This window comes from Roseococcus microcysteis (genome assembly GCF_014764365.1).
GTDB classification, from domain to species: domain Bacteria; phylum Pseudomonadota; class Alphaproteobacteria; order Acetobacterales; family Acetobacteraceae; genus Roseococcus; species Roseococcus microcysteis.
In genome coordinates this window covers 248,916-270,363 of sequence record NZ_CP061718.1, presented here as the reverse complement: position 1 = coordinate 270,363, position 21,448 = coordinate 248,916, and the positions used below count along the sequence as shown (strand labels likewise).

At 69.7% G+C, this 21,448-nt stretch carries 20 protein-coding genes and 1 tRNA gene; 3 read left to right on the top strand and 18 right to left on the bottom strand.

What is annotated here, in order from left to right:
• Positions 1-19: 19 nt before the first annotated feature.
• From ICW72_RS01245 to ICW72_RS01190, 12 genes are all read right to left on the bottom strand, one after another.
• Positions 20-754, bottom strand: coding sequence for an amino acid ABC transporter ATP-binding protein (locus ICW72_RS01245; RefSeq protein WP_191084567.1), 735 nt, complete (start codon positions 752-754; stop codon positions 20-22).
• Positions 751-2,103 carry an amino acid ABC transporter permease gene (locus ICW72_RS01240; protein WP_191084566.1) on the bottom strand — a complete coding sequence of 451 codons (1,353 nt, stop codon included), beginning with the start codon at positions 2,101-2,103 and terminating at the stop codon, positions 751-753. Before ICW72_RS01240 ends, ICW72_RS01245 begins: the two co-directional genes overlap by 4 nt.
• A 3-nt stretch (positions 2,104-2,106) precedes the next feature.
• Positions 2,107-3,291 (bottom strand): amino acid ABC transporter permease, encoded by a 1,185-nt coding sequence (locus ICW72_RS01235; protein ID WP_191084565.1) that lies wholly within the window; start codon positions 3,289-3,291, stop codon positions 2,107-2,109.
• A 70-nt stretch (positions 3,292-3,361) separates the two neighbouring features.
• Entirely contained in the window at positions 3,362-4,387 is a 1,026-nt protein-coding gene (locus ICW72_RS01230; protein ID WP_191084564.1) for an amino acid ABC transporter substrate-binding protein, read from the bottom strand.
• Between the two features lie 527 nt (positions 4,388-4,914).
• Entirely contained in the window at positions 4,915-5,892 is a 978-nt protein-coding gene (locus tag ICW72_RS01225; RefSeq protein WP_191084563.1) for an ABC transporter ATP-binding protein, read from the bottom strand.
• A 17-nt stretch (positions 5,893-5,909) separates the two neighbouring features.
• Positions 5,910-6,923: an ABC transporter ATP-binding protein gene (locus ICW72_RS01220; RefSeq protein WP_191084562.1), complete on the bottom strand. Its 1,014-nt coding sequence runs from the start codon at positions 6,921-6,923 to the stop codon at positions 5,910-5,912.
• Positions 6,920-7,819, bottom strand: a complete 900-nt coding sequence (locus tag ICW72_RS01215; RefSeq protein WP_223880738.1) for an ABC transporter permease — start codon at positions 7,817-7,819, stop codon at positions 6,920-6,922. Before ICW72_RS01215 ends, ICW72_RS01220 begins: the two co-directional genes overlap by 4 nt.
• Positions 7,820-7,844: 25 nt before the next feature.
• Positions 7,845-8,804: an ABC transporter permease gene (locus ICW72_RS01210; RefSeq protein WP_184384081.1), complete on the bottom strand. Its 960-nt coding sequence runs from the start codon at positions 8,802-8,804 to the stop codon at positions 7,845-7,847.
• 9 nt (positions 8,805-8,813) lie between these two features.
• Positions 8,814-10,616: a peptide ABC transporter substrate-binding protein gene (locus ICW72_RS01205; RefSeq protein WP_191084560.1), complete on the bottom strand. Its 1,803-nt coding sequence runs from the start codon at positions 10,614-10,616 to the stop codon at positions 8,814-8,816.
• A 194-nt stretch (positions 10,617-10,810) separates the two neighbouring features.
• On the bottom strand, positions 10,811-12,610 hold the full coding sequence (locus tag ICW72_RS01200) for a peptide ABC transporter substrate-binding protein (RefSeq protein ID WP_191084559.1): 1,800 nt from the start codon (positions 12,608-12,610) through the stop codon (positions 10,811-10,813).
• Positions 12,611-12,678: 68 nt separating this feature from the next.
• A complete protein-coding gene (locus ICW72_RS01195) occupies positions 12,679-13,872 on the bottom strand; it encodes a M20 aminoacylase family protein (protein WP_191084558.1) in 1,194 nt (397 codons plus the stop codon).
• A gap of 44 nt (positions 13,873-13,916) precedes the next feature.
• Positions 13,917-14,297, bottom strand: a complete 381-nt coding sequence (locus tag ICW72_RS01190; RefSeq protein WP_191084557.1) for an META domain-containing protein — start codon at positions 14,295-14,297, stop codon at positions 13,917-13,919.
• A 73-nt stretch (positions 14,298-14,370) separates the two neighbouring features.
• Here ICW72_RS01190 and ICW72_RS01185 point away from each other — a divergent pair, with 73 nt between their 5' ends.
• Positions 14,371-14,982 (top strand): 2-hydroxychromene-2-carboxylate isomerase, encoded by a 612-nt coding sequence (locus ICW72_RS01185; RefSeq protein WP_191084556.1) that lies wholly within the window; start codon positions 14,371-14,373, stop codon positions 14,980-14,982.
• 6 nt (positions 14,983-14,988) lie between these two features.
• Here the strand turns inward: ICW72_RS01185 and upp are convergent, their stop codons facing one another.
• The 6 genes from upp to efp form a co-directional block, all read right to left on the bottom strand.
• Positions 14,989-15,621 carry a uracil phosphoribosyltransferase gene (upp, locus tag ICW72_RS01180; protein ID WP_191084555.1) on the bottom strand — a complete coding sequence of 211 codons (633 nt, stop codon included), beginning with the start codon at positions 15,619-15,621 and terminating at the stop codon, positions 14,989-14,991.
• Positions 15,622-15,663: 42 nt separating this feature from the next.
• Positions 15,664-16,605 (bottom strand): peptidoglycan -binding protein, encoded by a 942-nt coding sequence (locus tag ICW72_RS01175; protein ID WP_191084554.1) that lies wholly within the window; start codon positions 16,603-16,605, stop codon positions 15,664-15,666.
• Positions 16,605-17,687 carry a flagellar motor protein MotA gene (locus tag ICW72_RS01170; protein WP_191084553.1) on the bottom strand — a complete coding sequence of 361 codons (1,083 nt, stop codon included), beginning with the start codon at positions 17,685-17,687 and terminating at the stop codon, positions 16,605-16,607. The genes ICW72_RS01175 and ICW72_RS01170 overlap by 1 nt, the downstream gene beginning before the upstream one ends.
• Positions 17,688-17,813: 126 nt before the next feature.
• A complete protein-coding gene (locus ICW72_RS01165) occupies positions 17,814-18,320 on the bottom strand; it encodes a hypothetical protein (protein ID WP_191084552.1) in 507 nt (168 codons plus the stop codon).
• Entirely contained in the window at positions 18,320-19,180 is an 861-nt protein-coding gene (locus ICW72_RS01160; RefSeq protein WP_191084551.1) for an inositol monophosphatase family protein, read from the bottom strand. Before ICW72_RS01160 ends, ICW72_RS01165 begins: the two co-directional genes overlap by 1 nt.
• A 56-nt stretch (positions 19,181-19,236) precedes the next feature.
• Positions 19,237-19,806, bottom strand: coding sequence for an elongation factor P (gene efp, locus ICW72_RS01155; RefSeq protein WP_191084550.1), 570 nt, complete (start codon positions 19,804-19,806; stop codon positions 19,237-19,239).
• 180 nt (positions 19,807-19,986) lie between these two features.
• On the opposite strand from efp, the gene ICW72_RS01150 reads away from it, so the two are divergent.
• Entirely contained in the window at positions 19,987-21,306 is a 1,320-nt protein-coding gene (locus ICW72_RS01150) for a Y-family DNA polymerase (RefSeq protein ID WP_191084549.1), read from the top strand.
• Positions 21,307-21,367: 61 nt separating this feature from the next.
• Positions 21,368-21,442 (top strand) — tRNA-Thr (locus tag ICW72_RS01145).
• The last annotated feature ends 6 nt before the right edge of the window (positions 21,443-21,448 follow it).

The following is a 21,448-nucleotide window of genomic DNA, read 5'->3' as shown; positions in this document are numbered from 1 at the left end:
AAGGCGTGAAGCAATCATCCTACAGGATCTGGCTGAGGAACATCCGCGTGCGGTCATAGCGCGGGTTGGCGAAGAACTCCTCGGGCGGCGCCTGCTCCACCACCTCGCCCTGGTCCATGAACACCACGCGGTCGGCCACCTGGCGGGCGAAGCCCATCTCATGCGTCACCACCACCATGGTCATGCCCGTGTTGGCCAGTTCCACCATCACGTCCAGCACCTCCTTGATCATCTCGGGGTCGAGGGCGGAGGTGGGTTCGTCGAACAGCATGATGCGCGGCTGCATGCACAGCGCGCGCGCGATGGCCACGCGCTGCTGCTGCCCGCCCGAGAGCTGCAACGGGTACTTCAGCGCCTGCTCCGGGATGCGCACACGCTCCAGATGCGACATGGCGATGCGCTTGGCCTCTTCCTCCGGCAATTGCTTCACCCAGGTCAGGGCGAAGGTGCAGTTCTCCAGCACCGTCATGTGCGGGAAGAGGTTGAAGGACTGGAACACCATCCCCGTCTCGCGGCGGATGGCCTCGTCGTCGCGCGCCCCCCCGCCGAAGGCGCGGCCATGGATGCGGATGTCGCCGCGTTGGTGGCGTTCCAGCTGGTTCACGCAGCGGATCATGGTGGATTTGCCCGAACCGGAGGGGCCGCAGACCACCACGCGCTCCCGCTCGGCGATGGAGAGGTTGATCTCCTTCAGCGCCTGGAAGCTGCCATACCATTTGCTGACGCCGACGAGTTCGATGGCGGGTGTCGTCATCGGCGCTGCCCCCCGCCCAGCCGGCGTTCCAAATTCATACTGTATTGCGACATGGCGAAGCAGAAGACGAAGTAGATCATCGTGATGAAGAAGAAGGGCTCGATGAACAGGCCCAGCCAGCGCGTGTCCTCGCCCACCGCGCGCGCCATGCTCAGCATGTCGAACAGGCCGATGATGGAGACCAGCGTCGTGTCCTTGAACAGGCCGATGAAGTTGCCGACGATGGCCGGGATCATGATGCGCAGCGCCTGCGGCAGGATGATCAGCGTGGTGGACTGCCAATAGCCCAGCCCCATGGCGGCGGCGGCCTCGTACTGGCCTTTCGGGATGGCCTGCAACCCGCCGCGCACGATCTCGGCCATGTAGGCGGCGGCGAAGAGGCAGACTGCCACGATGGCGCGCAGCAGCCGGTCCACCTCCACCCCCACCGGCAGGAAGAGCGGCAGCATGGTGTTGAACATGAACAGGATGGTGATGAGCGGCACCGAGCGGAACAGCTCGATGAAGGCCACGCAGAAGCCGCGGATCAGCGGCATGGAGGACCGCCGCCCCAGCGCCAGCATGACGCCCGCCGGCAGGGAGAAGGTGATGCCGATGCCCGAGATCACCATGGTCAGGAACAGCCCGCCCCAGAGGCGCGTCGGCACCGCCACCAGTTGCCAGCGCGAGACGATGACCAGCGCCGTGACGAACAGCGCCGCCCAGGCCAGCTGCCGCACCAGGCGCGCACGCTCCGGGACGGGGTCGGGCCCGGCCAGGGTGCGGACCAGGAGGGGGATGAAGCCCAGGCCCGTGCGCATCTCGCTGATCGCCGTCAGCCAGACCCAGAAGAAGGTGGCGAGGCTGCCGGCCACCAGCACCATCCAGACCCAGCCCTTCTCCCCGCCCAGGAACAGGTAGGAGACGAGGAAGGGATAGACCAGCACCGCCGTCAGCCCGATGGCCACCTTGGACTTCACCCGCGGCAGGAACAGCGGCAGCGCCCAGAGCACCAGGATCAGCGCGCCAAGGTCAATGCGCCACACCTGGTCCTTGGGATAGAGGCCGTAGATGAGGTTGGGCAGCCAGGCGATGACGCCCGGCCAGCAGGCGCCCGAACGCCCCACCGCATCAAGGCAGGCGCGGCGGTTGGGCGCGTCCCACACCGCGTTGATCAGCGCCCAGGAGATGATGGCCTCCAGGAACACATAGAGGATGTAGGCGCCGAGGAAGGTCAGGATCGTGTTCGGCACCGAGGAGAAGAGGTTGGCGCGCAGCCAGCCCATCACCCCCACCGTGCTGGGCGGCGGCGGCGCCGAGGGGCGCGGCGTGAAGACGAGCGGCGGCGCGGGCGTGTGGTCAGGGGCCATGGCTCAACGCTCCGTCAGCTGCATGCGGCGGTTGTAGAGGTTGAGCAGGCCGGACACGGCGAGGCTCACCACGCAGTAGAAGGCCATGGTCATCGCCACGATCGGGATGGCGCGGCCCGACTGGTTGAGCGAGGTGTTCATCCACACGCTCACCAGGTCGGGGAAGCCGATCGCGATGGCGAGCGAGGAGTTCTTCGTCAGGTTCAGATACTGGCTGATGAGCGGCGGGATGATCACGCGCATGGCCTGGGGCAGGATGATGAAGCGCATGGTGCGGGATGGCTTCACGCCCAGCGCCCGCGCCGCTTCCGTCTGCCCATGCGCCACCGACTGGATGCCCGCGCGCACGATCTCCGCGATGAAGCAGGAGGTGTAGATGGACAGCGCCACCACCAGCGCGCAGAAGGCCGGCGGCACGCTGACGCCGCCCACGAAGTTGAAGCCGCGCAGCGTGGGCCAGTCCCAGGCCAGCGGCGCGCCGCTGCCGTAGAACACCGCGAGCGGCAGCAGGATGATGAGCGCGGTCGCCACCGTGCCGCCCGGGAAGATGCGCCCCGTGGCGCGGCGCCGGCGGTTGGACCACATGACGATCAGCACGGCACCCAGCACCGCGACCAGCAGGGCCGCCAGCGTCCAGCCGAACCCTTCCTGCGGCACGGGGCCCGGCATGTAGAAGCCGCGGTTGTTGAGGAAGAAGAGGCCGCCCCAGTCGATGCTCTCGCGCGGGCGGGGCAGCAGGTTGAAGACGCCGAAATACCACGCGATGATCTGCAGCAGCAGCGGCGTGTTGCGCAGCACCTCGATGTACCAGCGCGCCAGCGTCCCGATCAGCCAGTTGGTGGACAGCCGCGCCAGCCCCACGATGAGGCCGATGATGGTGGCGAAGACGATGCCGATGACCGCGACCAGCAGCGTGTTCGCGATGCCCACCTGGAAGACGCGCAGATAGCTGTCGCCCTCGCGATACGGGATCAGCGTGAAGGCGATGTTGAAGCCGGCCGAGACATCCAGGAAGTCGAACCCCGCGGACATGTTCCGCTGGGACATGTTCGTGATGGTGTTCGAGATCAGGTAGTAGAGCAGCCCCGTGACCGCCACGAACACCGCGGCCTGGTAGAAGAAGGCCCGCACGCCGGCATCATTGAGGAAGGAAGGGCGCGGCGGCGCCGTGCTGGTGCTGCTGGACATGCGGGACCTGTTCCGGAAATGGGGGGCCGCGCCCGGCGCGCGGCCCCGTTTCAGCGTCGCGGTGTGCGGATCACCGGAACGGCATGGCGTACATCAGCCCGCCATTGGTCCAGAGCGCGTTGAGCGAGTTCGCGCGGGGAATGCCGATGGGCGTGTTGGCGCCCACATGGCGCTCATAGGCCTCGCCGTAATTGCCGATGTGGCGGATGACGCGGACCATGAAATCGGCCGGCAGGCCCATCCCCTGGCCGATATTTCCCTCGGTGCCGAGCAGGCGGCGGATGCCGGGGTTGGTGGAACGCTGCATCTCGGCGAGGTTCGCCTGGGTGACGCCCATCTCCTCCGCCTCGATCATCCCATAGAGGACCCAGCGGACGATATCGCCCCAGTTCTGGTCGCCATGGCGCACCACGGGGCCCAGCGGTTCCTTCGAGATGGTCTCGGGCAGGATCACGTGGTCGTTCGGGTTCGGGAAGGCGGCGCGGCGGGAAGCCAGGCCCGACTTGTCATTGGTGTAGGCGTCGCAGCCGCCGCCCAGATAGGTCTCGACCAGCACGTTGACGTTCTCGTTCGTCACCGCGCGGAAGGTCATGTTGTGCGAGCGGAAGTAGTCGGCGAGGTTCAGCTCGGTCGTCGTGCCGGTCAGCACGCAGACGGTGGCGCCATCGAGCTGGCGGGCCGAGGTGATGTTGGACGCGCGCGGCACCAGGAAGCCCTGGCCGTCATAGAAGTTCACGCCGGCGAATTCGAGGCCGAGCTGCGTGTCGCGCACCGCCGTCCAGGTGGTGGTGCGGGAGAGCATGTCGCTCTCGCCATTGGCGAGCGAGGTGAAGCGCACGGCCGAGGTCACCGACTGGTACTGCACGCGGTTGGGGTCGTCGAAGATGGCCGCGGCGACGGCGCGGCACATGTCCACATCGAGGCCCGACCAGGTGCCGTTCGCGGCCAGCGCGTAGAAGCCCGGGGTGGGCAGGCCCACCTGGCAGTTCAGGCTGCCGCGGGTGCGGACCTGTTGCAGCGTCGCTTGCGCATAGGCGGCGGTGCTGACCGTCACCATCGCCGCGGCGGCGGCGAGGAGGGTGAGTCCCAGTTTCATTTTGGTGTACTCCCAGACGTTGAAGGCAGCCTCATGCGCCGAGGGCACATGCGGCCGTCTGCGCGGGGGAAGCATGACGGTTGTCACCATCCCGGTTCAACCGGATCGTGACGCTGCCGTGCATTTCCCAACCTCGCATGCCGGAACGGTACGTGAGGGCAAGGGGGCGTGCCACGCGCGTCTTGCCTGGCGCGCGGGCGAATATGGGGCGCCGGACAAGGGCATGCCGATGATCTGGTCAAAGGTCCGCATCGGCGCCGGAAAAGCGTGCAGATGCGCGATGTCCCATGGCATCAGCAGGCAAGCTGAACTGATGGGGCTTGCGCGGGAATCGGCGCCCCCTGCCCGTCCCCGGCCAGTCAGGCGGGCACGAATCCACCAACAGCCGGGAAGCCGCAGCGGTCATGTCTTGCGGTTGTCTTGTCGCGAGGGCCAAATCCTTGGCGAGGGCACGGCCATGACCGCGCCCTCGCCTTGGTTACTCGCATGGAGCTGGTGGGCTGGCCCCGGCATGCCGGGGCCTGGCTTCAACCGCGCAGGTGGCAGGACACCCAGTGGCCGGGCGTGGACTCGCGCAGCTCCGGCACCGTGTCGGCGCAGGGCGTGGGCTTCTTGGCAATCGGGCAGCGCGTGTGGAAATGGCAGCCCGAGGGCGGGCGCAGCGGGTTCGGCACGTCGCCCTGCAGCATGATGCGCTTGCGCTTCACCGTGGGGTCCGGGATGGGCACGGCCGAGAGCAGCGCCTCGGTGTAGGGGTGCAACGGGTTGGTGTAGAGGTCCCGCGCCGAGGCGATCTCGACGATGCGGCCCAGATACATCACCGCCACCCGGTCGGAGGTGTGCTCCACCACGCTCAGGTCATGGGCGATGAAGAGGTAGGTGAGGCCGAGCTTCTCCTGGAGGTCCTCCAGCAGGTTCACCACCTGCGCCTGGATGGACACGTCCAGCGCCGAGACGGGCTCATCGCAGACCACGAGCTTGGGCGAGACGGCCAGCGCGCGCGCGATGCCGATGCGCTGCCGCTGCCCGCCCGAGAATTCATGCGGGAAGCGGCGCATCTGGTCGGCCTTCAGGCCCACCGTCTCCATCAGCTCCACCACGCGGTCCTCGCGCTCGCGCGCGGATTTGGCGAGGCCATGGATCACCAGCGCCTCGCCGATGATGGAGCCCACCGTCATGCGCGGGTTCAAGGACGCGAAGGGGTCCTGGAAGATGATCTGCATGTCCCGGCGCAGGCTGCCGAGCTGCTCATGGTTCAGCGCCGTCACATCCTGGCCCTGGAACCAGACCTGGCCCGAGGTGGGCTCGATCAGGCGCAGGATCAGGCGGCCGGTGGTGGACTTGCCGCAGCCGCTCTCGCCCACCAGCCCCAGCGTCTCGCCGGGGTTGAGGGTGAAGCTGACATCACTGACCGCGTGCACATGATCCACGGTGCGGCGCAGCAGACCGCCCTTCACCGGGAACTTCTTCACCAGGTTCTGGACGCGCAGGAGGGGTTCGGTCATGGGCGCGGGGGAATCCATCACAGAATGCAGGCCGCCTTGTGCCCCGGCGCCTTCTCGACCAGCGGCGGTTCGGCGGCGAGGCAGGCCTCGGTCACGTAGCGGCAGCGCGCGGCGAAGCGGCAGCCCTTGGGCGGGTTCAGCAGGGAAGGCACGGTGCCGGGAATGGCCTCAAGCCGCGTGTGGGTGGTGGCCGCGAGGTCAATGCGCGGGATGGAGCGGATCAGCCCCTGGGTGTAGGGGTGGCGCGGATTGGCGAAGAGGTCCTCGACCCGCGCCTCCTCCACCACCTTGCCCGCATACATCACGACCACGCGCTGCGCCGTCTCCGCCACCACGCCCATGGCGTGGGTGATGAGCATGACGGCCATGCCCAGGCGTTCCTTCATCTCGGTCAGCAATTCGAGAATCTGGGCCTGGATGGTGACGTCGAGCGCGGTGGTCGGCTCGTCCGCGATCAGCAGCTTCGGGTTGCAGGAGAGCGCCATGGCGATCATGACGCGCTGGCGCATGCCGCCCGAGAACTGGTGCGGGTAGTCATGCACGCGGCGCTGCGGGCTCGGGATGTTCACCAGCCGCAGCATGTCCGCCGCCCGCTCATAGGCCGCCTTCTTGGACAGGCCTTCATGGTGGCGAACCGTCTCCGCGATCTGGTGGCCGACCGTATAGACGGGGTTGAGCGACGTCATCGGCTCCTGGAAGACGATGCCGATCTGCTTGGAGCGGATGGCGCGCATCTGCGCGGGCGACATGGGGACGATGTCCCGCCCCTCGAACATGATGCTGCCCGCCACGATCTTGCCCGGGGGCATGGCGATCAGCTTCAGCACCGTCATGGCGGTCACGGTCTTGCCGCAGCCGCTCTCGCCCACCACGCAAACCGTCTCGCCACGGTCCACGCCGATGTCCACGCCGTCCACGGCGCGCACCATGCCGTCATCGGTGCGGAAATGTACCTTGAGGCCGCTGATCTCCAGCAGGCGCTGGCCCACCGCCGCGGGGGCGGGGCGCGCTTGGATCGTGCTCGCGCTCATTTCACGCGCCTCGGGTCGAGGGCATCGCGCAGCCCATCACCCACGAAGTTGATGCTGAGCACCGTGAGGAAGATGGCGAGGCCGGGAAACAGCGCCCAATGCGGCGCGAAGTCGAGATTGTCCTTGGCATCGAACAGCAGTCGCCCCCAGGTCGGGATGTCGGGCGGGAAACCCAGGCCCAGGAAGGAGAGCGTGCTCTCCGCGATGATGGCGGCCGCCACGTCGATGGTGGCGGCGACGATGACGGGGCCGAGCGCGTTGGGCAGGATGTGCTTCCACACCAGCCTAAAGCGCGAGGCGCCGAGCGCGCGGGCGGCTTCCACGAATTCCTTCTCGCGCAGCGAGAAGAACTGCGCGCGCACCAGGCGCGCCACCTGCATCCAGTTGAACAGGCCGATGATGGTGACGATGAGGATGAAGACGCCCATCTCCGGCCCCACCACACCCGTCAGCGCGTCGCGGAACAGGTAGATGATGAGCAGCAGCAGCGGCAGCTGCGGCAGGGAGAGGAAGAGGTCCGTCAGCCACATCAGCGCCGCGTCGGTCCTGCCGCCCGCCATGCCGGCGAGCGAGCCCACCAGCACGCCCACGAAGACCGCCACGAACATCGCGGCGAAGCCCACGGCCAGCGAGATGCGCCCGCCATAGAGGATGCGCGCCAGCAGATCCTGCCCGAGGTCATCGGTGCCGAGCGGATGGTCCCAGGAGGGGCCTTGCAGCCGCACCGAGAAATCAATGCCGTCAATCGGCACACGGTAGAACAGGGGGCCGACGAGCACCGCCACGATCATCGTGATCAGGATGCCCGCGCACACCACCGCCAGCCGGTGCTTGCGGAAGCGCCGCCATGCATCCTGCCAGGGTGAGATGGGAGGCCGCCGGACCTCGGGCGCCACGAGGACGCCCGGGGCGCCCCCGGCGCTAACGGTAGCTGATACGGGGGTCGAGCCAGCCATAAATGATGTCCGCGAGCAGGTTGAAGAAGATGACGAGGCAGGCGAAGACGAAGGTGACCGCCATGATCACCGGCGTGTCATTCGCCAGGATCGCCGTGATCAGCAGCGAGCCGATGCCCGGGACGCGGAAGATCTGCTCCGTCACGATGGCGCCGCCGAAGACGATGGGCATTTGCAGCGCCACCAGCGTCACCACGGGGATGAGCGCGTTGCGGACAACGTGGCGGATGGTCACGCGGCTCTCGGGCAGGCCCTTGGCGCGCGCCGTGGTCACGTGGTCCAGACGGATCACGTCCAGCACGGCCGAACGGACGAAGCGCGTCCAGGCGGCACCCTGGAACAGCCCCAGCACCAGCACCGGCATGATGGATTGCCGGATGTGCTCCCACCACCACTGCCAGCCCGTGGCCGTGATGTTGGTGTTGTAGACGAAGGGCAGCCAGCCGAGCCAGATGGAGAAGAACATGATGAACAGCAGGCCGGTGAAGAAGGTGGGCAGCGAGAAGCCCACGAAGGCCAGGGTGTTCACCACCTGGTCGAAGATGGAATAGGGCCGGGTCGCGGCCAGCACGCCCACGGGCAGGGCGATGGCCAGCGCCAGGATCTGCGAGCTGCCGATCACGATCAGCGTCGTGGGCAGGCGTTGCAGGATCAGCTGGTCCACATTGATGCGGCTGACGAAGGAGAAGCCCCACTCGCCCTGCAGCATGGCGAAGAGCCAGCGGAAGTAGCGGATATAGATGGGGTCATCCATGCCGAGCGAGGCGCGCAGTTGCAGGCGCACCTCGGGCGGGATGGCGGGATTCGTCGCCAGCTCCTCGAAGGGATCTCCGGGAGCCAGCGCGAGCACGGTGAAGAGGATGACGCTGATCCCGAGCAAGCTCGGGATCGCGATCATCAAGCGACGGATCAGGTATTGGGTCACTTGGGGAAATCAGCCCTCGCGGTGCCAGTCGGACAGCAGCCAATGCGTGTTGTCCCACGCGCTCAGCACCGGGCGCAGGTTCCGCAGGCTGGCCGAGACCAGCGGGCGCTTCACCAGCGGGATGATGTGGTTGCTGCCCACGATCAGGTCGTTCAGGCGGATGAACATCTCGGCCCGCTTCACCGGGTCCAGCTCGTTCTCGGCCTGGCGGAAGATGTTGTCGTATTCCTCGTTGCGCCAGCGGACGATGTTGCGGCCCTGCCAGTTGTTCGCGCGCTGCGACACTTCCCACGACACGTACTGGTTCATGAAGCGCTGCGGGTCCGCCTGCGGCATGGTGGTCGTGTACATCTGCATGTCGGCGTAGAACTTCGGGAAGGTGTCCGGGTTCGCCACATCGGCCGAGAAGAACACCGAGGCCGTGACCGACTTCAGGTCGAGATTGATGCCCGCGCGCTGCGCCGCCTGCCGGTAGATGGCCTGGGTGCGCTGGCGCGGCGCGTTGACCGAGGTCTGGTAGACGAAGGACAGGCGCACGCCGTCCTTGGCGCGCACGCCGTCGCGGCCGCGCACCCAGCCCGCCGCGTCCAGGATCTCGTTCGCGCGCTGCACGTTGAACTCGTGGCGCATATTGGGCGAGTTGAAGCGCGGCGGGTTGTTCAGGAAGTTGGCCGTGGCCGGGCCACCGCGGCCATAGATGAACTGCTGCAGCGCGTTGCGGTCGATCAGCAGGGCCATCGCCTGGCGCACCGCCGGGTCGCGGAAGGCCGGGTGCTGCGTGCTGATGTGCGAACGCTCGCCATCCACCTCGCGGTTCGGGTCGGTGACGTTGAGCTGCACGAACTCGATGTTGCCGCCATCCACGATGTTCACGCGGCCGCGGTTGGCCGCCTCCAGGCGGACCAGCAGCTCATCCTCGACCTGCAGGTTCCAGGCGTAGTCGAAATCGCCGGTCTGCAGCACGGCGCGCGCGGCGGAGACCGCATCGCCCCCGCCCTTCACCTCGATCGTGTCGAAGAAGGGGCGGTTCTCACCGTGATAGGTCGGGTTCAGCGCACCGATCAGGTTGTCGCCGGGCGCGAAGCTGACGAAGCGGTAGGGGCCGGTGCCCACGGGCCGCAGGTTGGTGGGGGCGTCGCGCGCGGTGGCGCCGATGAAGCCGCCGAAGAGGTGCTGCGGGATGATGCAGCCGGCCGAGGCCACGAAGGCATCCGCCCAGAACGGCGTCGGCCGCTCGAACTCCACGCGCACCGTGTGGCTGTCCACCTTCACCACGTTCACGTCGCGGTAGCTGCCGCTGGTGGTGGTGGCATTGGCCGGGTTGCGGGCATATTCCCAGGTGAAGACCACGTCGTCGGCCGTGAAGTCCTGGCCATCATGCCACTTCACGCCGCGCTTCAGCTTCCAGGTGACCGCCCTGCCGTCCTCGCGCAGCCCGCCATTCTCGATGGAGGGGATCTCGGCGGCCAGGATGGGCACCAGCGTGCCGTCCGTGGCCCAGCCGGCCAGCGGCTCGTAGAAGACGCGGCTCGACTCCTGGTTGGTCGTGCCCACCGCGAAATGCGGGTTCAGCAGGGTGGAGGCCTGCCAGTAGAGGATGCGAAGCGCCCCGCCGCCGCCGCGCCGCGTGGGGGTATAGGCCGGGATGGAGCCCGCCTGCGCCTGGGCCGAGCCCGCACCCGCGATGGCCAGCAGCTGCGTCGCCATCGGCGCCGTCATGCCGAGCGCCACCATGCGCGTGACGAAACCACGGCGCGACAGCGAACCACGCTTCACGCGCCCGATCATCTGGCGCAGATCATCTTCTCTCATTTAACTCTCCCAGATCACAGCCTTGCCCATGCCGCCGGTTTGTCGCCGGTCGGTGGGGTCGCCTCTTCCTGCGCCAAGGCTATAGCACCGCCCACGGCGCGCACCACCCTTTTGTGAAGACCGCGTGATGGCGCGCGGCGCCCCGCCTGCATAGAGGCTGGGCGCCACATGCCGCGCGCCGAGGCAGGCGCGCCTCAGGCCACGCGGTGCCAGTCCCGCAGCAACCAGAGGGTATTTTCCCACCCGCTCAGCACGGGTCGCAGGTTGTTCAGATGGCCATTCACCAGGCGTTGATTCATCAGCGGGATGATGTGGTTGCTGCCCACCACCAAATCATTCATGCGGATGAACATCGCCGCGCGCCGCACCGGGTCCAGCTCCCCTTCGGCCGCGCGGAACAGCGCGTCGTATTCGTCGCTGTGCCAGCGCGTGATGTTGCGGCCCTGCCACCGATTCTCCCGCGTGGACAGCTCCCAGGAGGTGAACTGGTTCATGAAGAGCTGCGGGTCCGCCTGCGGCATGGTGGTGTTGTACATCTGGATGTCGGCGAAGAACTTCGTGTAGGTGTCCGGATTGCCGACATCGGCCGAGAAGAACACCGACCCCACGACCGACTTCAGCTCGATATCAATGCCCGCGCGCAGCGCCGCCTGCTTCACGATGGCCTGGGTGCGCTGGCGCGGCGCCGAGACCGAGGTCTGGAACACGAAGCGCAGCCGCACGCCATCCTTGGCGCGGATGCCGTCGCGCCCGCGCACCCAGCCCGCCGCGTCGAGCACCTCGTTCGCCTTCTCGATGCTGAACTCGGCCCGCGTGTTGGGCGAGGCGAAACGCGGCGGCTGGTTCAGGAAATTGCCCGTGGCCACGCCGCCCCGGCCATAGATGAAGCGCTGCACGGAATCGCGGTCCACCAGCAGGGCGATGGCCTGGCGCACGGCCGGGTCGCGGAAGGCGGGGTGCTGGGTGGAGGCGTGGGCGCGCTCGCCATTCACCTCGACATTGGGGTCGGTGCGGTTGAGCTGGATGTGCTCGATGCCGCCCGTGGGCAGGTAGCTGACCACGCCGCGCCCCGCGGATTCCAGGCGGCGCAGCAGGTCGTCCTCCACGCGCAGGCTCCAGGCGAAGTCGAAATCCCCGGTCTGCAGCACGGCCCGCGCGGCCGAGGCCGCATCGCCCCCGCCCTTGATCTCCAGCGTGTCGAAGAAGGGGCGGTTCTCGGCGTGGTAGGTCGGGTTCAGCTCGCCCCGCAGCGTGTCGCCGGGGGTGAAGCTCACGAAGCGGTAGGCGCCCGTGCCCACGGGGCGGAGGTTGGTCGGCGCGTCGCGCGAATTGGCGCCCACGAAATCCTGGAATTTGTGCTTCGGGATCAGCATCCCGCGCGAGGCGACGAAGGTGTCGGCCCAGAAGGGCGTGGGGCGCTCGAACTCCACCCGCACCGTGTGGTCATCCACCTTCACCACGTTCACGCCGCGATAGCTGCCCGAGGTGACGCCCGCCGTCGCGGGGTGGCGGCCATATTCCCAGTTGAACACCACGTCATCGGCCGAGAAATCCTGGCCGTCATGCCATTTCACGCCGCGCTTGAGCTTCCAGGTGACGGAGCGCCCATCCTCCGCCAGCCCGCGATTCTCGACCGAGGGGATCTCGGCCGCCAGGATGGGGTGCAGCGTGCCATCCGCCGCCCAGCCGGCCAGCGGCTCGTAGAAGACGCGCGCGGCATCCTGGTTCGTGGTGCCCACGGCGAAATGCGGGTTCAGCAGGGTCTGCGCCTGCCAGTAGAGCACCCGCAGCGGCCCGCCGCCGCCCCGCCGCGTGCCTGGATAGGGTGGCACGCCGCCAGGCGCGCTCTGCGCCGAGACGCCCGAGATGGCGAGAAGCTGCGTCGCCATCGGCGCGGTGAAGCCCACCGCCGCCATGCGCCGGACGAAGCCCCGGCGCGAGAGGGTGCCGCGCTTCACCCGGCCGATCAGTTCGCGCAGACCGTTTTCGTCCATGCCCGCCTCTCCCGAGATCTGTCTCCCGGGAAAGGCTAACGCATCGCGTCAGGCAGGAACCACTTCTTTCAGGCGCCGCGCAGTTCCTGATCCACGACGCTGACCCAATAGGCGACGCCCAGCGGGATGATGTCGTCGTTGAAGTCGAAATGCGGGGTGTGCAGGTTGGCGGAGGTGCCATCCGGCCCGTTGCCGCCGCCGATGAACATGAAGGCGCCCGGCCGCTGCTCCAGCATCAGGGCGAAATCCTCGGCGCCCGTCACCAGGGCGTTGTTGGTGTTCACCGCCGCATCGCCCACCAGCGCGCGGGCGGCGGCGGCGGCCACGTCGGTCTGCTCGTCATGGTTCACCGTGGCGGGCGTGCCGCGGCGATAGGTGACATCCGCCGTCACGCCATAGGAGGTGGCGAGGCCGTGCGCGAGTTCCCCGATGCGCCGCTCCAGCAGGTCGCGGATGGCCGGCGTGTAGCTGCGCGCCGTGCCCGTGACCGTCATCTCGGCCGGCATGACATTGGCGGAGATGGGGGAGCCGCCCTGGATCGAGCCCACGCTCAGCACCGCCGTCTCCACCGCCGGCACGTTGCGGCCGATGATGGTCTGCAGCGCCAGCACGAAATGCGCCTGCACGATGGTCACGTCGGTGGCCAGATGCGGCGTGGAGCCGCCATGCCCGCCCGTGCCCTTGAAGGTGACGATGAAGCGGTCCGACGCCGCCAGCGCCGGCCCCTTGCGGATGGCGAAGGTGCCGGCGGGGATGGTGGGCTTGTTGTGCAGCCCGTAGACGGCGTCCACCGGGAAGCGCTCGAACAGCCCGTCCGCGATCATGGCGCGGGCGCCACCACGGCCTTCCTCGGCCGGCTGGAAGATCAGGTGGACGGTGCCCGCGAAATCCTTGTGCTGCGACAGGTAGCGCGCCGCCCCCAGCAGCATGGTGGTGTGGCCGTCATGGCCGCAGGCATGCATCAGCCCCTCATGCTTCGATGCATAGGGCTTGCCCGTGGCCTCGGGGATTTGCAGCGCGTCCATGTCCGCGCGCAGGCCGATCACGCGCTGGCCCGGCCGCGTGCCTTTGATGGTGCCGACGACGCCGAGCTTGCCCACGCCCTCCGTCACCTCGATGCCCAGCGCGCGGAGTTCCTTCGCCACCAGGGCGGCGGTGCGGACCTCCTCCATGCCGAGCTCGGGGTGGGCGTGGATGTCCTGGCGGATGGCGGCCAGCTCGGGCTGCCATTGGCGCACGGTCTCGATGACGGAAGAATTCATGGGGCGGGCCTTCTCAGCGCGTTGTTGCGTGCAGAATGAACCCTTCAGCGCCGCGCCACCAGCCGCGTGCCGTCACTGCCCACCAGTTCCAGCCGGTCGCCGGTGAGGCGCGCGATGCGCCCGGTCTCGATGAGGCGCAGCACCACCCCCTCCTGCCCCATGGCCGGCTCGGGGCAGGGCATGCGCGTGGCGATGAGGGGGCCGGTGCGAAGCCTTCCCTCCTCCATGCGCCAGGACCCGCCGTAATTGTTGCAGGGGCCGCGCCCCGCGAGCCGCCCCTCCTCGAAACGCAGCGTGGAAGGCCGCGCGGGGGCGGCGCCGGCGATGCTCTCCAGACGCCATTCGGGGCCGGTCAGCGTGGCGGGGGCGGGCGGCGTGGCGCAGGCGCCGAGTGTCACGGCAAGGGCGATGATGGCGTGGCGCATGGGTTCCTCCGGCAATGGCGCCACCCCTACCACGTCTTGACCGGGCCCGGCGGCGCCCGTCTCATCGCGGGGCATGACGACCCCCCTCGCCTTCCATTTCGACGTGCACAGCCCCTGGTGCTTCCTGGCCTCGCTCAGGGTCGAGGCCATCGCGGCCCGGCATGGCCGCGCGGTGGATTGGGTGCCGCTGCACCTGGCGCGGCTGATGGAGCGGATCAACGGCCGCCGCCCGCTGGAGGCCAATGCCGCCTTCGTCGCCTGGTACCGGCAGGATTTGCAAGACTGGGCGACCCTAGCGGGAGTGACCCTGCGCCAGCACCCCGACTACCCGCTGCGCCCGGCCCGCGCGCTGCGCGCCTGCTGCTTCGCGCGGAGCGAGGGAAAGGGCGGCGCCTTCGCCCGCGCCGTGCTCACCGCCTACTGGACCGAGGCCGCGCAGATTGATGACGCGGGCCTGCTGGGCGACCTGGGCGCCGGGGTGGGGCTGGACCGCGCCGCCATCATCGCCGCCACTAACGACGCGCGCTGGAAGGCCGAGGTGGAGGCCAACACCGAGGCCGCCGCGCAAGCCGGCATCTTCGGCCTGCCGGCCACCATCGCCGACGGCAAGCTCTTCTTCGGCAATGACCGGCTGGAGCTGCTGGACCTGTTCCTGGCCCATGGGAGCATCCCCGGGCCGGGTTGACGCCCCTCAGTCCGTCCCGAAGCACCGATCCCCGGCATCGCCGAGGCCGGGGACGATATAGCCATGCTCGTTCAGCCGCTCATCCAGCGCGGCCGACAGGATGGGCACGTCCGGATGCGCGGCCTGGAGCGCCCGCACGCCCTCGGGTGCGGCGACCACGCAGGCGAAGCGCACGCTGGTGGCGCCGGCCTGCTTCACCCGCGCGATGGCCTGGATGGCCGAACCGCCGGTGGCCAGCATCGGGTCCAGCACCAGCGCGCCGCGCTGTGCCAGGTCCCGCGGCAGCCGCACGACGTATTCGCTGGCCTGGAGCGTCGCCTCGTCGCGCACCAGGCCCAGATGCCCCACCGGCGCGTCGGGCAGCACCATGCGCGCGCCCTCCAGCAGCCCGAGGCCGGCGCGCAGCACCGCCACCAGGCAAGGCTCGGGCGCGGCCAGCACGGGCGCGTCCATCGGCCCCACGGGCGTCTCGATGCCCGCCACCGCCTCGGGCAGGTCGCGCAGGATCTCGGCGGTCAGGATGGCGCCCATCTCCGCCAGCACGCGGCGGAAGGTGGCGCTGTCCGTCTCGCGGCGGCGGATCAGGGTCAGCTTCGCGCGCAGGAGGGCGTGGCGCGGCACGCGGAAGGTCGAGTCCATGCGTCGCGGTTAACCTACAATCACGCCGTCCGGAAGGGCGGTTTAGCGGTCGGTCAGCCGCAGCTCGATGCGCCGGTTGCGGGCGAAGGCCTCGGGCGTGGTGCCCTCGTCCAGCGGCTGGTGCTCGCCGAAGGCCGCGGCCGCCACGCGGCTCGGGGGCAGCCCGGCCTCGATCAGCAGGTTCACCACCGCGATGGCCCGCGCGGCCGAAAGCTCCCAGTTCGTCGCGAAGCGGGTGGAGCGGATGGGGTTGCGGTCCGCATGCCCGTCCACCCGCAGCAGCCAGTTCACGCCGGGCGGGATGCTGGCGGCGATCTCGTTCAGCAGGCGCGACAGGGTGCGCAGCTGCGCCTGCCCGGCGGGTGTCAGCTCGGCCGAGCCGGTGGGGAACAGCACCTCCGACTGGAAGACGAAACGGTCGCCGACCACGCGGATTTCCGGCCGCTCGCCCAGCAGGGCGGAGAGGCGGCCGAAGAACTCGCTGCGATAGTTCTGCAATTCCTCGACGCGGGCCAGCAGCGCGGCATCCAGCCGGGCCTGAAGGTTCTCCATCCGCGCCGCCGCATCGGCCTCGCGCGTGTCGGCCACGTCCAGCGCGGCGGCCAGGCGCGAGAGCTGCGCGCGCAGATCGGTGATCTGCCGCACCAGCAGCCCCACCTCCTCGCGCGAGGCGGCGGCGACGGCCTCCTCATCCCGCGCGCGCTCCTCGGCCGTGGCGGCGCGGGCGGTGGCGGCGGAAAGCTCGCCACGCAGGGCGCGCGCCCTGCCCTCCTCCAGCGCCAGCATCTCGGCGAGTTCCGCCACCTGGCGGTTCAACACGTCCAGCGCCCGGTCGCGGCTGGAGAGCGCCGCCGAGAGGAAGCCCTGCCCCAGCGCGAAGACCAGCAGCGCGAAGATGATGACCATCAGCAGGGTGGACAGCGCGTCCACATAGCCGGGCCAGGCGTCGAACCCGCCCCCGCCGCGCCGCGCGCGCCGGGCCATCAGCGCGGGCCTTCGGCCAAGGCGGCAAGGATGCGCGTGACTTCCTGGATCTCGGCGCGGAGTTCGGCGGTGGATTGCGCCCGGCCCTGCGCCAGCTCCTGCACGAGTTGGCCCAGCTGCGCCTCGATGGCGCGCAGATGGCCGCGATTGGCCTCCTCGCCGGTGGAAAGCCGCTGGTCCACCAGCCGCGCCAGCAGCATCTGGGTGGCGCGCATCTGCTCGGTGAGCACGGACATGCGCTCGGCCAGCTGGTGCAGGCCGGCCTCGTGCTGGGCGCGGCCCTCCTCCGCGCGGACCAGCATGCCGGCCACGACTTCCAGGCTATGGGCATTGGCCTCCAGCAGGGCGGGCAGTTCCACCTCGCCCTCCAGCTCACCCCCCGATCCGGCCGAGAGGCGGGTCTGGCCGGCCAGCCAATCCTCCAGCTCGGTCGCGAAGCGGTTCTGCGCCTGCCCGGCGGTGAGGTCGAGGAAGCCCAGCACCAAGGCCCCCGCCAGCCCCAGCAGCGAGGAGGAGAAGGCCACCCCCATCCCCCGCAGCGGCTGCGCGAGCCCGCCGCGCAGCTGGTCGAACAGCGCGTTCACATCGCCCACGCCCAGCGTCATGGCGCCGATCACGTCGGCCACCGCGCCGATGGTCAGCAGCAGCCCCCAGAAGGTGCCGAGCAGGCCGAGGAAGATCAGCAGCCCGGTCATGTAGCGGGAGAGTTCCCGGGTCTCGTCCAGCCGCGAGAGGATGCCGTCCAGCACCGAGCGCAGGGCGCCCGCCGAGAGGCTCAGCCGGTCGGAGCGGCGGGTGGCCAGCATGCTGGCGAGCGGCGCCAGCAGCCGCGGCGCCTCGCGCGCGGGTGCCCCCTGGCGGGCGTTGCGGAAGGCGGAGAGCCAGGCGACCTCGTCGCGCAGCAGGATCACCTGGCGGATGTTCCAGGCGATGCCGATGGCCAGCACGCCCAGGATCACGCCATTCAGCGCGGGGTTGGCCAGGAAGGCGGTCCAGAGCGTGCCGGCCAGCGGCAGGGCCGCGAGCAGGACCAGGGCCAGGAAGCCCAGCATGCGCCAGAGATATTGCAAGGGCTGCGTCATGGGGCGGGAGAGTAGAGGCTGGGCCCCGCCGCACCAAGCGAAGCCTCGCCGCGCGACCAGGGGGCGCGGCCGCGTGCCGGCGCCGCCCCTGGAGGTTGCCTGACTACGCCGCGACTCCGCCGGGCTTCATCCGCGCGTGGCGCCCATGGGCAGGATGTCCACCAGGTCCCGTCCCGCCTCGACCCGGCCGAGCGCGCGGATGTCCACCCGCGTCTCCGGCAACCCACCGGCCACGAGGCCCGCCCGCACGGCCAGGCCCCGCCGCAGGGAAAGGCGGCGCGTGGTGGAGACGTCCTCATTCCCCGCCGCCTCGGCCCAGAGGGTGATGCGGCCGGTGGTCTCCCGCGCCAGATGCCCGCCCAGCCGCAGCAGGCCCAGGCGCTGGGCGGCGGTGGGGGACTCGGTGCCGGGTTCGAAGGCCAGGCGCCAGCCGCCGCCATTCATGCTGAGCAGGCCGCCGATCGCCACGGGCCGCGCCAGGGGCAAGGGGGTGGCCGGCGGCGGCGAGCTGGGCAGGCGCACGGGTGGCGGGGGCGCCTGGGCGGGGTCGGGCAAGGAAGGGTTTGGCTGGGCGGCGACGGGCCGCGCCAGCAGCCCCGCCATCGCGGCCAGCAGCGCCCGGCGCGCGCGCATCAGCCGACCTCTGCGCGGCCCCGGCCGGCGGCGGCGGCCGCGATGCTGTCGGCCACGATCTCGCGCAGCTTGCCCTGGAGGTTCGGGTTGCCCGCGACCACATGGCCCTCGGCATAAGGGTCGCCGCCATCGGGCGCGGTGACATAGCCGCCCGCCTCGCGCACCATGACCAGGCCGGCCGCGATGTCCCACTTGTTGAGGCCGAGTTCCCAGTAGCCGTCATACCGGCCGGCCGCCGTCCAGGCGAGGTCGAGCGCCGCCGAGCCGAAGCGGCGCACGCCCGCCACCTGCGGCATGATCCGCACCAGGGCGTGGGTGAATTCCGCCTTGCGCGGCACCGAGGCGAAGGGGATGCCGGTGGCGAAGAGCGCCTCGTTCATCACCCGCCTTCCCGAGACGCGCAGCCGCTTGTCGTTGAGGAAGGCGCCCATGCCCTTCTCGGCCCAGAACAGCTCGTCCGAGGCGGGGTTGTAGATGACGCCGGCCATGATCTCGCCGGACGTTTCGCTGACGCGCTTCTCGATGCCGACGGAGATGGCCCAGTGCGGGATGCCGTGCAGGAAGTTGGTGGTGCCGTCCAGCGGGTCCACCACCCAGCGCCATTCCCAGTCCTTGTCGCCGCTGGCGCCGCTCTCCTCCATGAGGAAGCCGAAGCCCGGGCGGGCCTTGGAGAGTTCCTCGCGCAGCGTCTGCTCCGCCCGCAGATCGGCCTGGGAGACGAAGTCGCCCGCGGACTTGGCCGAGACCTGCAGCGTCTCCACCTCCGTGAAGTCGCGCAGCAGGCGGCGCGAGGCCTTGCGGCAGGCGGCGACCACCACGTTCAGCGCGGGCGACAGGCGGGGGGAGTTGGCACCGGACATGGGAGAGCCTTGGCGTGAAGTGGGGGGCCGGGGGTGATGCCCCCGGCAAATGGGCCTCAGCCCTTGGCGCGCTCGACGTAGGAGGCGTCCTCGGTGCGGACCACGATCTTCTCGCCGGCCGTGATGAAGGGCGGCACCATGGTCTTCACGCCGTTCACCAGCAAAGCGGGCTTGTAGGAGGAGGAGGCCGTCTGCCCCTTCACCACCGGGTCGGCCTCGGCGATTTCCAGCGTGACCAGCTCGGGCAGGTCCATGGAGACGGGGTCGCCCTCGATGAGGCGGACGTTCACCACCATGTTCTCCTGCAGGAAGGGCAGGCGGTCGCCCAGGATGGCGGCGGGGACCTGCGTCTGCTCATAGGTCTCGGGGTCCATGAGCACCAGGTTCTCGCCATCCGAGTAGGAGTAGGTGAACTCCTTGTCCTCGGTCGTCAGGCGCTCGACCACGTCGGCGGTACGCCAGCGCTGATCCTTCTTGGCGCCCGTCTTGATGTTGCGCATGTCCACCTGGATGATCGCGTTGCCTTTGCCCGGGATCATGATGTTCTGCTTGAGGATGGTGTAGCGCTGGCCTTCGAACTCGATGACCATGCCGGCACGCATCTGGTTGGCCTGCATCTTCGCCATGGGCGGGGGAACTCCTCAGAAGACCTGCGAACAAGGGGTGGCAAGCCCGGGCGGGCTTTCCGTGACGCGCTGTCTAGGCCACACTCCCCCTCCCGTGAAGGCCCTGGCGCCCGGCGGGCGTGGCCGTGGCTTGCCTTCCGGCGGGCCGGCACGAGATGGAAGGGCCTGGTCCCGCCCCCGATGCCGCCCGATCCCCACGCCGACGACCCCCTGCTGCAGCCCGACCCGCGGGCCCCGCTGCGCTGGCTCTTCCTTGATCTCAACAGCTATTTCGCGAGCGTGGAGCAGCAGGAGGACCCGGCCCTGCGCGGCCGCCCGGTCGGCGTCGTGCCCTCGGAGGGTGAGAACACCTCCCTCATCGCGGTGAGCCTGGAGGGAAAGCGGCTGGGCCTGCGGACCGGCACGCCGGTGCACGAGGCCCGGCGCCTCTTCCCCGGCATCGCCCTGCGCCCGGCCCGCCATGCGCTCTATGTCGCCTATCACCAGCGGGTGCTGGCCGCGATCGAGCGTCACGCCCCCGTCTCCCGCGCCTGGTCGGTGGATGAGTTCTCGGTGCGGCTCTCGGGCGCGCAGCGCGGGCCGGCGGGAGCGATGGCGCTGGCAAGGGCCATCCGGGCGGGAATCGCGGAACATGTCGGGGAATGCCTGCGCTGCTCCATCGGCCTCGCGCCCAGCTGGCGGCTGGCCAAGCTCGCGACCGAGCTGGAGAAGCCCGACGGGCTGGTGGCGCTGCGGCCCGAGGACCTGCCCGCCCGCCTGCTGCCCATCGGCCTGCGTGAATTCCCCGGCATCGGCGAGCGGCTGGCCGCCCGGCTGGCGCGCCGCGGCGTCACCGATGTCCGCGGCTTGTGGGAGATGGGCCCCAAGCGCGCCCGCGCCGTGTGGAACAGCGTGGAGGGCGAGCGCTTCTGGTATGGGCTGCGCGGCGCGGACATTCCCGAGCCGCCCCTGCCCGCCCAACCCGGCTCGCTCGGCCATGCCCGCGTCCTGCCACCCGAACTGCGCGACCCCGAGGGGGCGCGGCATGTGGCGCGGCTGCTGGCGCAGAAGGCCACCGCCCGGCTGCGGGCGGCGGGGTGCCTGGCCGGGCTCGTGGTGCTGGAGGCACGGCCCGGGCGTTCCGAACCCGTGACCGAGACGCTGCACGCCGCCCTGAAGCTGCGCCCGACCGATGACGAGCGCGCGGTGCTGGAGGCGGTGGAGGCGATGTGGCGCGGCTGGCTCACCCGGCCCGGCGCGCCGCGGCGGCTGCGGCATGTGAGCGTGACGCTGGCGGAGATCGTCTCCGCGCGGGCGCATGCGGCGGCACCCGACCTCTTCGCCGCCGGCCCGCCGGCCGGAGGCGAGGCGCCACCGAATGCCGGGCTGGGCGCGGCGCTCGACCGGGTGCACCAGCGCTTCGGCCGCGGCAGCCTGACCATCGGCGCGGCCCCGCGCGACTGGGAATCCTATGCGGGGGAGAAGATCGCCTTTTCGCGGGTGCCGATGCGGAAGGGCTGAAGCTTATCCGTGAAGGGCGGGCTTGCGGGAATGTCGCCTCGCCGCTAGAGACCCACCGCGCGCTGCCGTAGCTCAGTGGTAGAGCACTCCCTTGGTAAGGGAGAGGTCAAGAGTTCAATCCTCTTCGGCAGCACCAGCGCCC

Coding starts and splice junctions, on each gene's coding strand:
- ICW72_RS01245 (WP_191084567.1), bottom strand. CDS start 754: ATGACGACACCCGCCATCGAACTCGTCGGCGTCAGCAAATGGTATGGC.
- ICW72_RS01240 (WP_191084566.1), bottom strand. CDS start 2,103: ATGGCCCCTGACCACACGCCCGCGCCGCCGCTCGTCTTCACGCCGCGC.
- ICW72_RS01235 (WP_191084565.1), bottom strand. CDS start 3,291: ATGTCCAGCAGCACCAGCACGGCGCCGCCGCGCCCTTCCTTCCTCAAT.
- ICW72_RS01230 (WP_191084564.1), bottom strand. CDS start 4,387: ATGAAACTGGGACTCACCCTCCTCGCCGCCGCCGCGGCGATGGTGACG.
- ICW72_RS01225 (WP_191084563.1), bottom strand. CDS start 5,892: ATGACCGAACCCCTCCTGCGCGTCCAGAACCTGGTGAAGAAGTTCCCG.
- ICW72_RS01220 (WP_191084562.1), bottom strand. CDS start 6,923: ATGAGCGCGAGCACGATCCAAGCGCGCCCCGCCCCCGCGGCGGTGGGC.
- ICW72_RS01205 (WP_191084560.1), bottom strand. CDS start 10,616: ATGAGAGAAGATGATCTGCGCCAGATGATCGGGCGCGTGAAGCGTGGT.
- ICW72_RS01200 (WP_191084559.1), bottom strand. CDS start 12,610: ATGGACGAAAACGGTCTGCGCGAACTGATCGGCCGGGTGAAGCGCGGC.
- ICW72_RS01195 (WP_191084558.1), bottom strand. CDS start 13,872: ATGAATTCTTCCGTCATCGAGACCGTGCGCCAATGGCAGCCCGAGCTG.
- ICW72_RS01190 (WP_191084557.1), bottom strand. CDS start 14,297: ATGCGCCACGCCATCATCGCCCTTGCCGTGACACTCGGCGCCTGCGCC.
- ICW72_RS01185 (WP_191084556.1), top strand. CDS start 14,371: ATGACGACCCCCCTCGCCTTCCATTTCGACGTGCACAGCCCCTGGTGC.
- upp (WP_191084555.1), bottom strand. CDS start 15,621: ATGGACTCGACCTTCCGCGTGCCGCGCCACGCCCTCCTGCGCGCGAAG.
- ICW72_RS01175 (WP_191084554.1), bottom strand. CDS start 16,605: ATGGCCCGGCGCGCGCGGCGCGGCGGGGGCGGGTTCGACGCCTGGCCC.
- ICW72_RS01170 (WP_191084553.1), bottom strand. CDS start 17,687: ATGACGCAGCCCTTGCAATATCTCTGGCGCATGCTGGGCTTCCTGGCC.
- ICW72_RS01165 (WP_191084552.1), bottom strand. CDS start 18,320: ATGCGCGCGCGCCGGGCGCTGCTGGCCGCGATGGCGGGGCTGCTGGCG.
- ICW72_RS01160 (WP_191084551.1), bottom strand. CDS start 19,180: ATGTCCGGTGCCAACTCCCCCCGCCTGTCGCCCGCGCTGAACGTGGTG.
- efp (WP_191084550.1), bottom strand. CDS start 19,806: ATGGCGAAGATGCAGGCCAACCAGATGCGTGCCGGCATGGTCATCGAG.
- ICW72_RS01150 (WP_191084549.1), top strand. CDS start 19,987: ATGCCGCCCGATCCCCACGCCGACGACCCCCTGCTGCAGCCCGACCCG.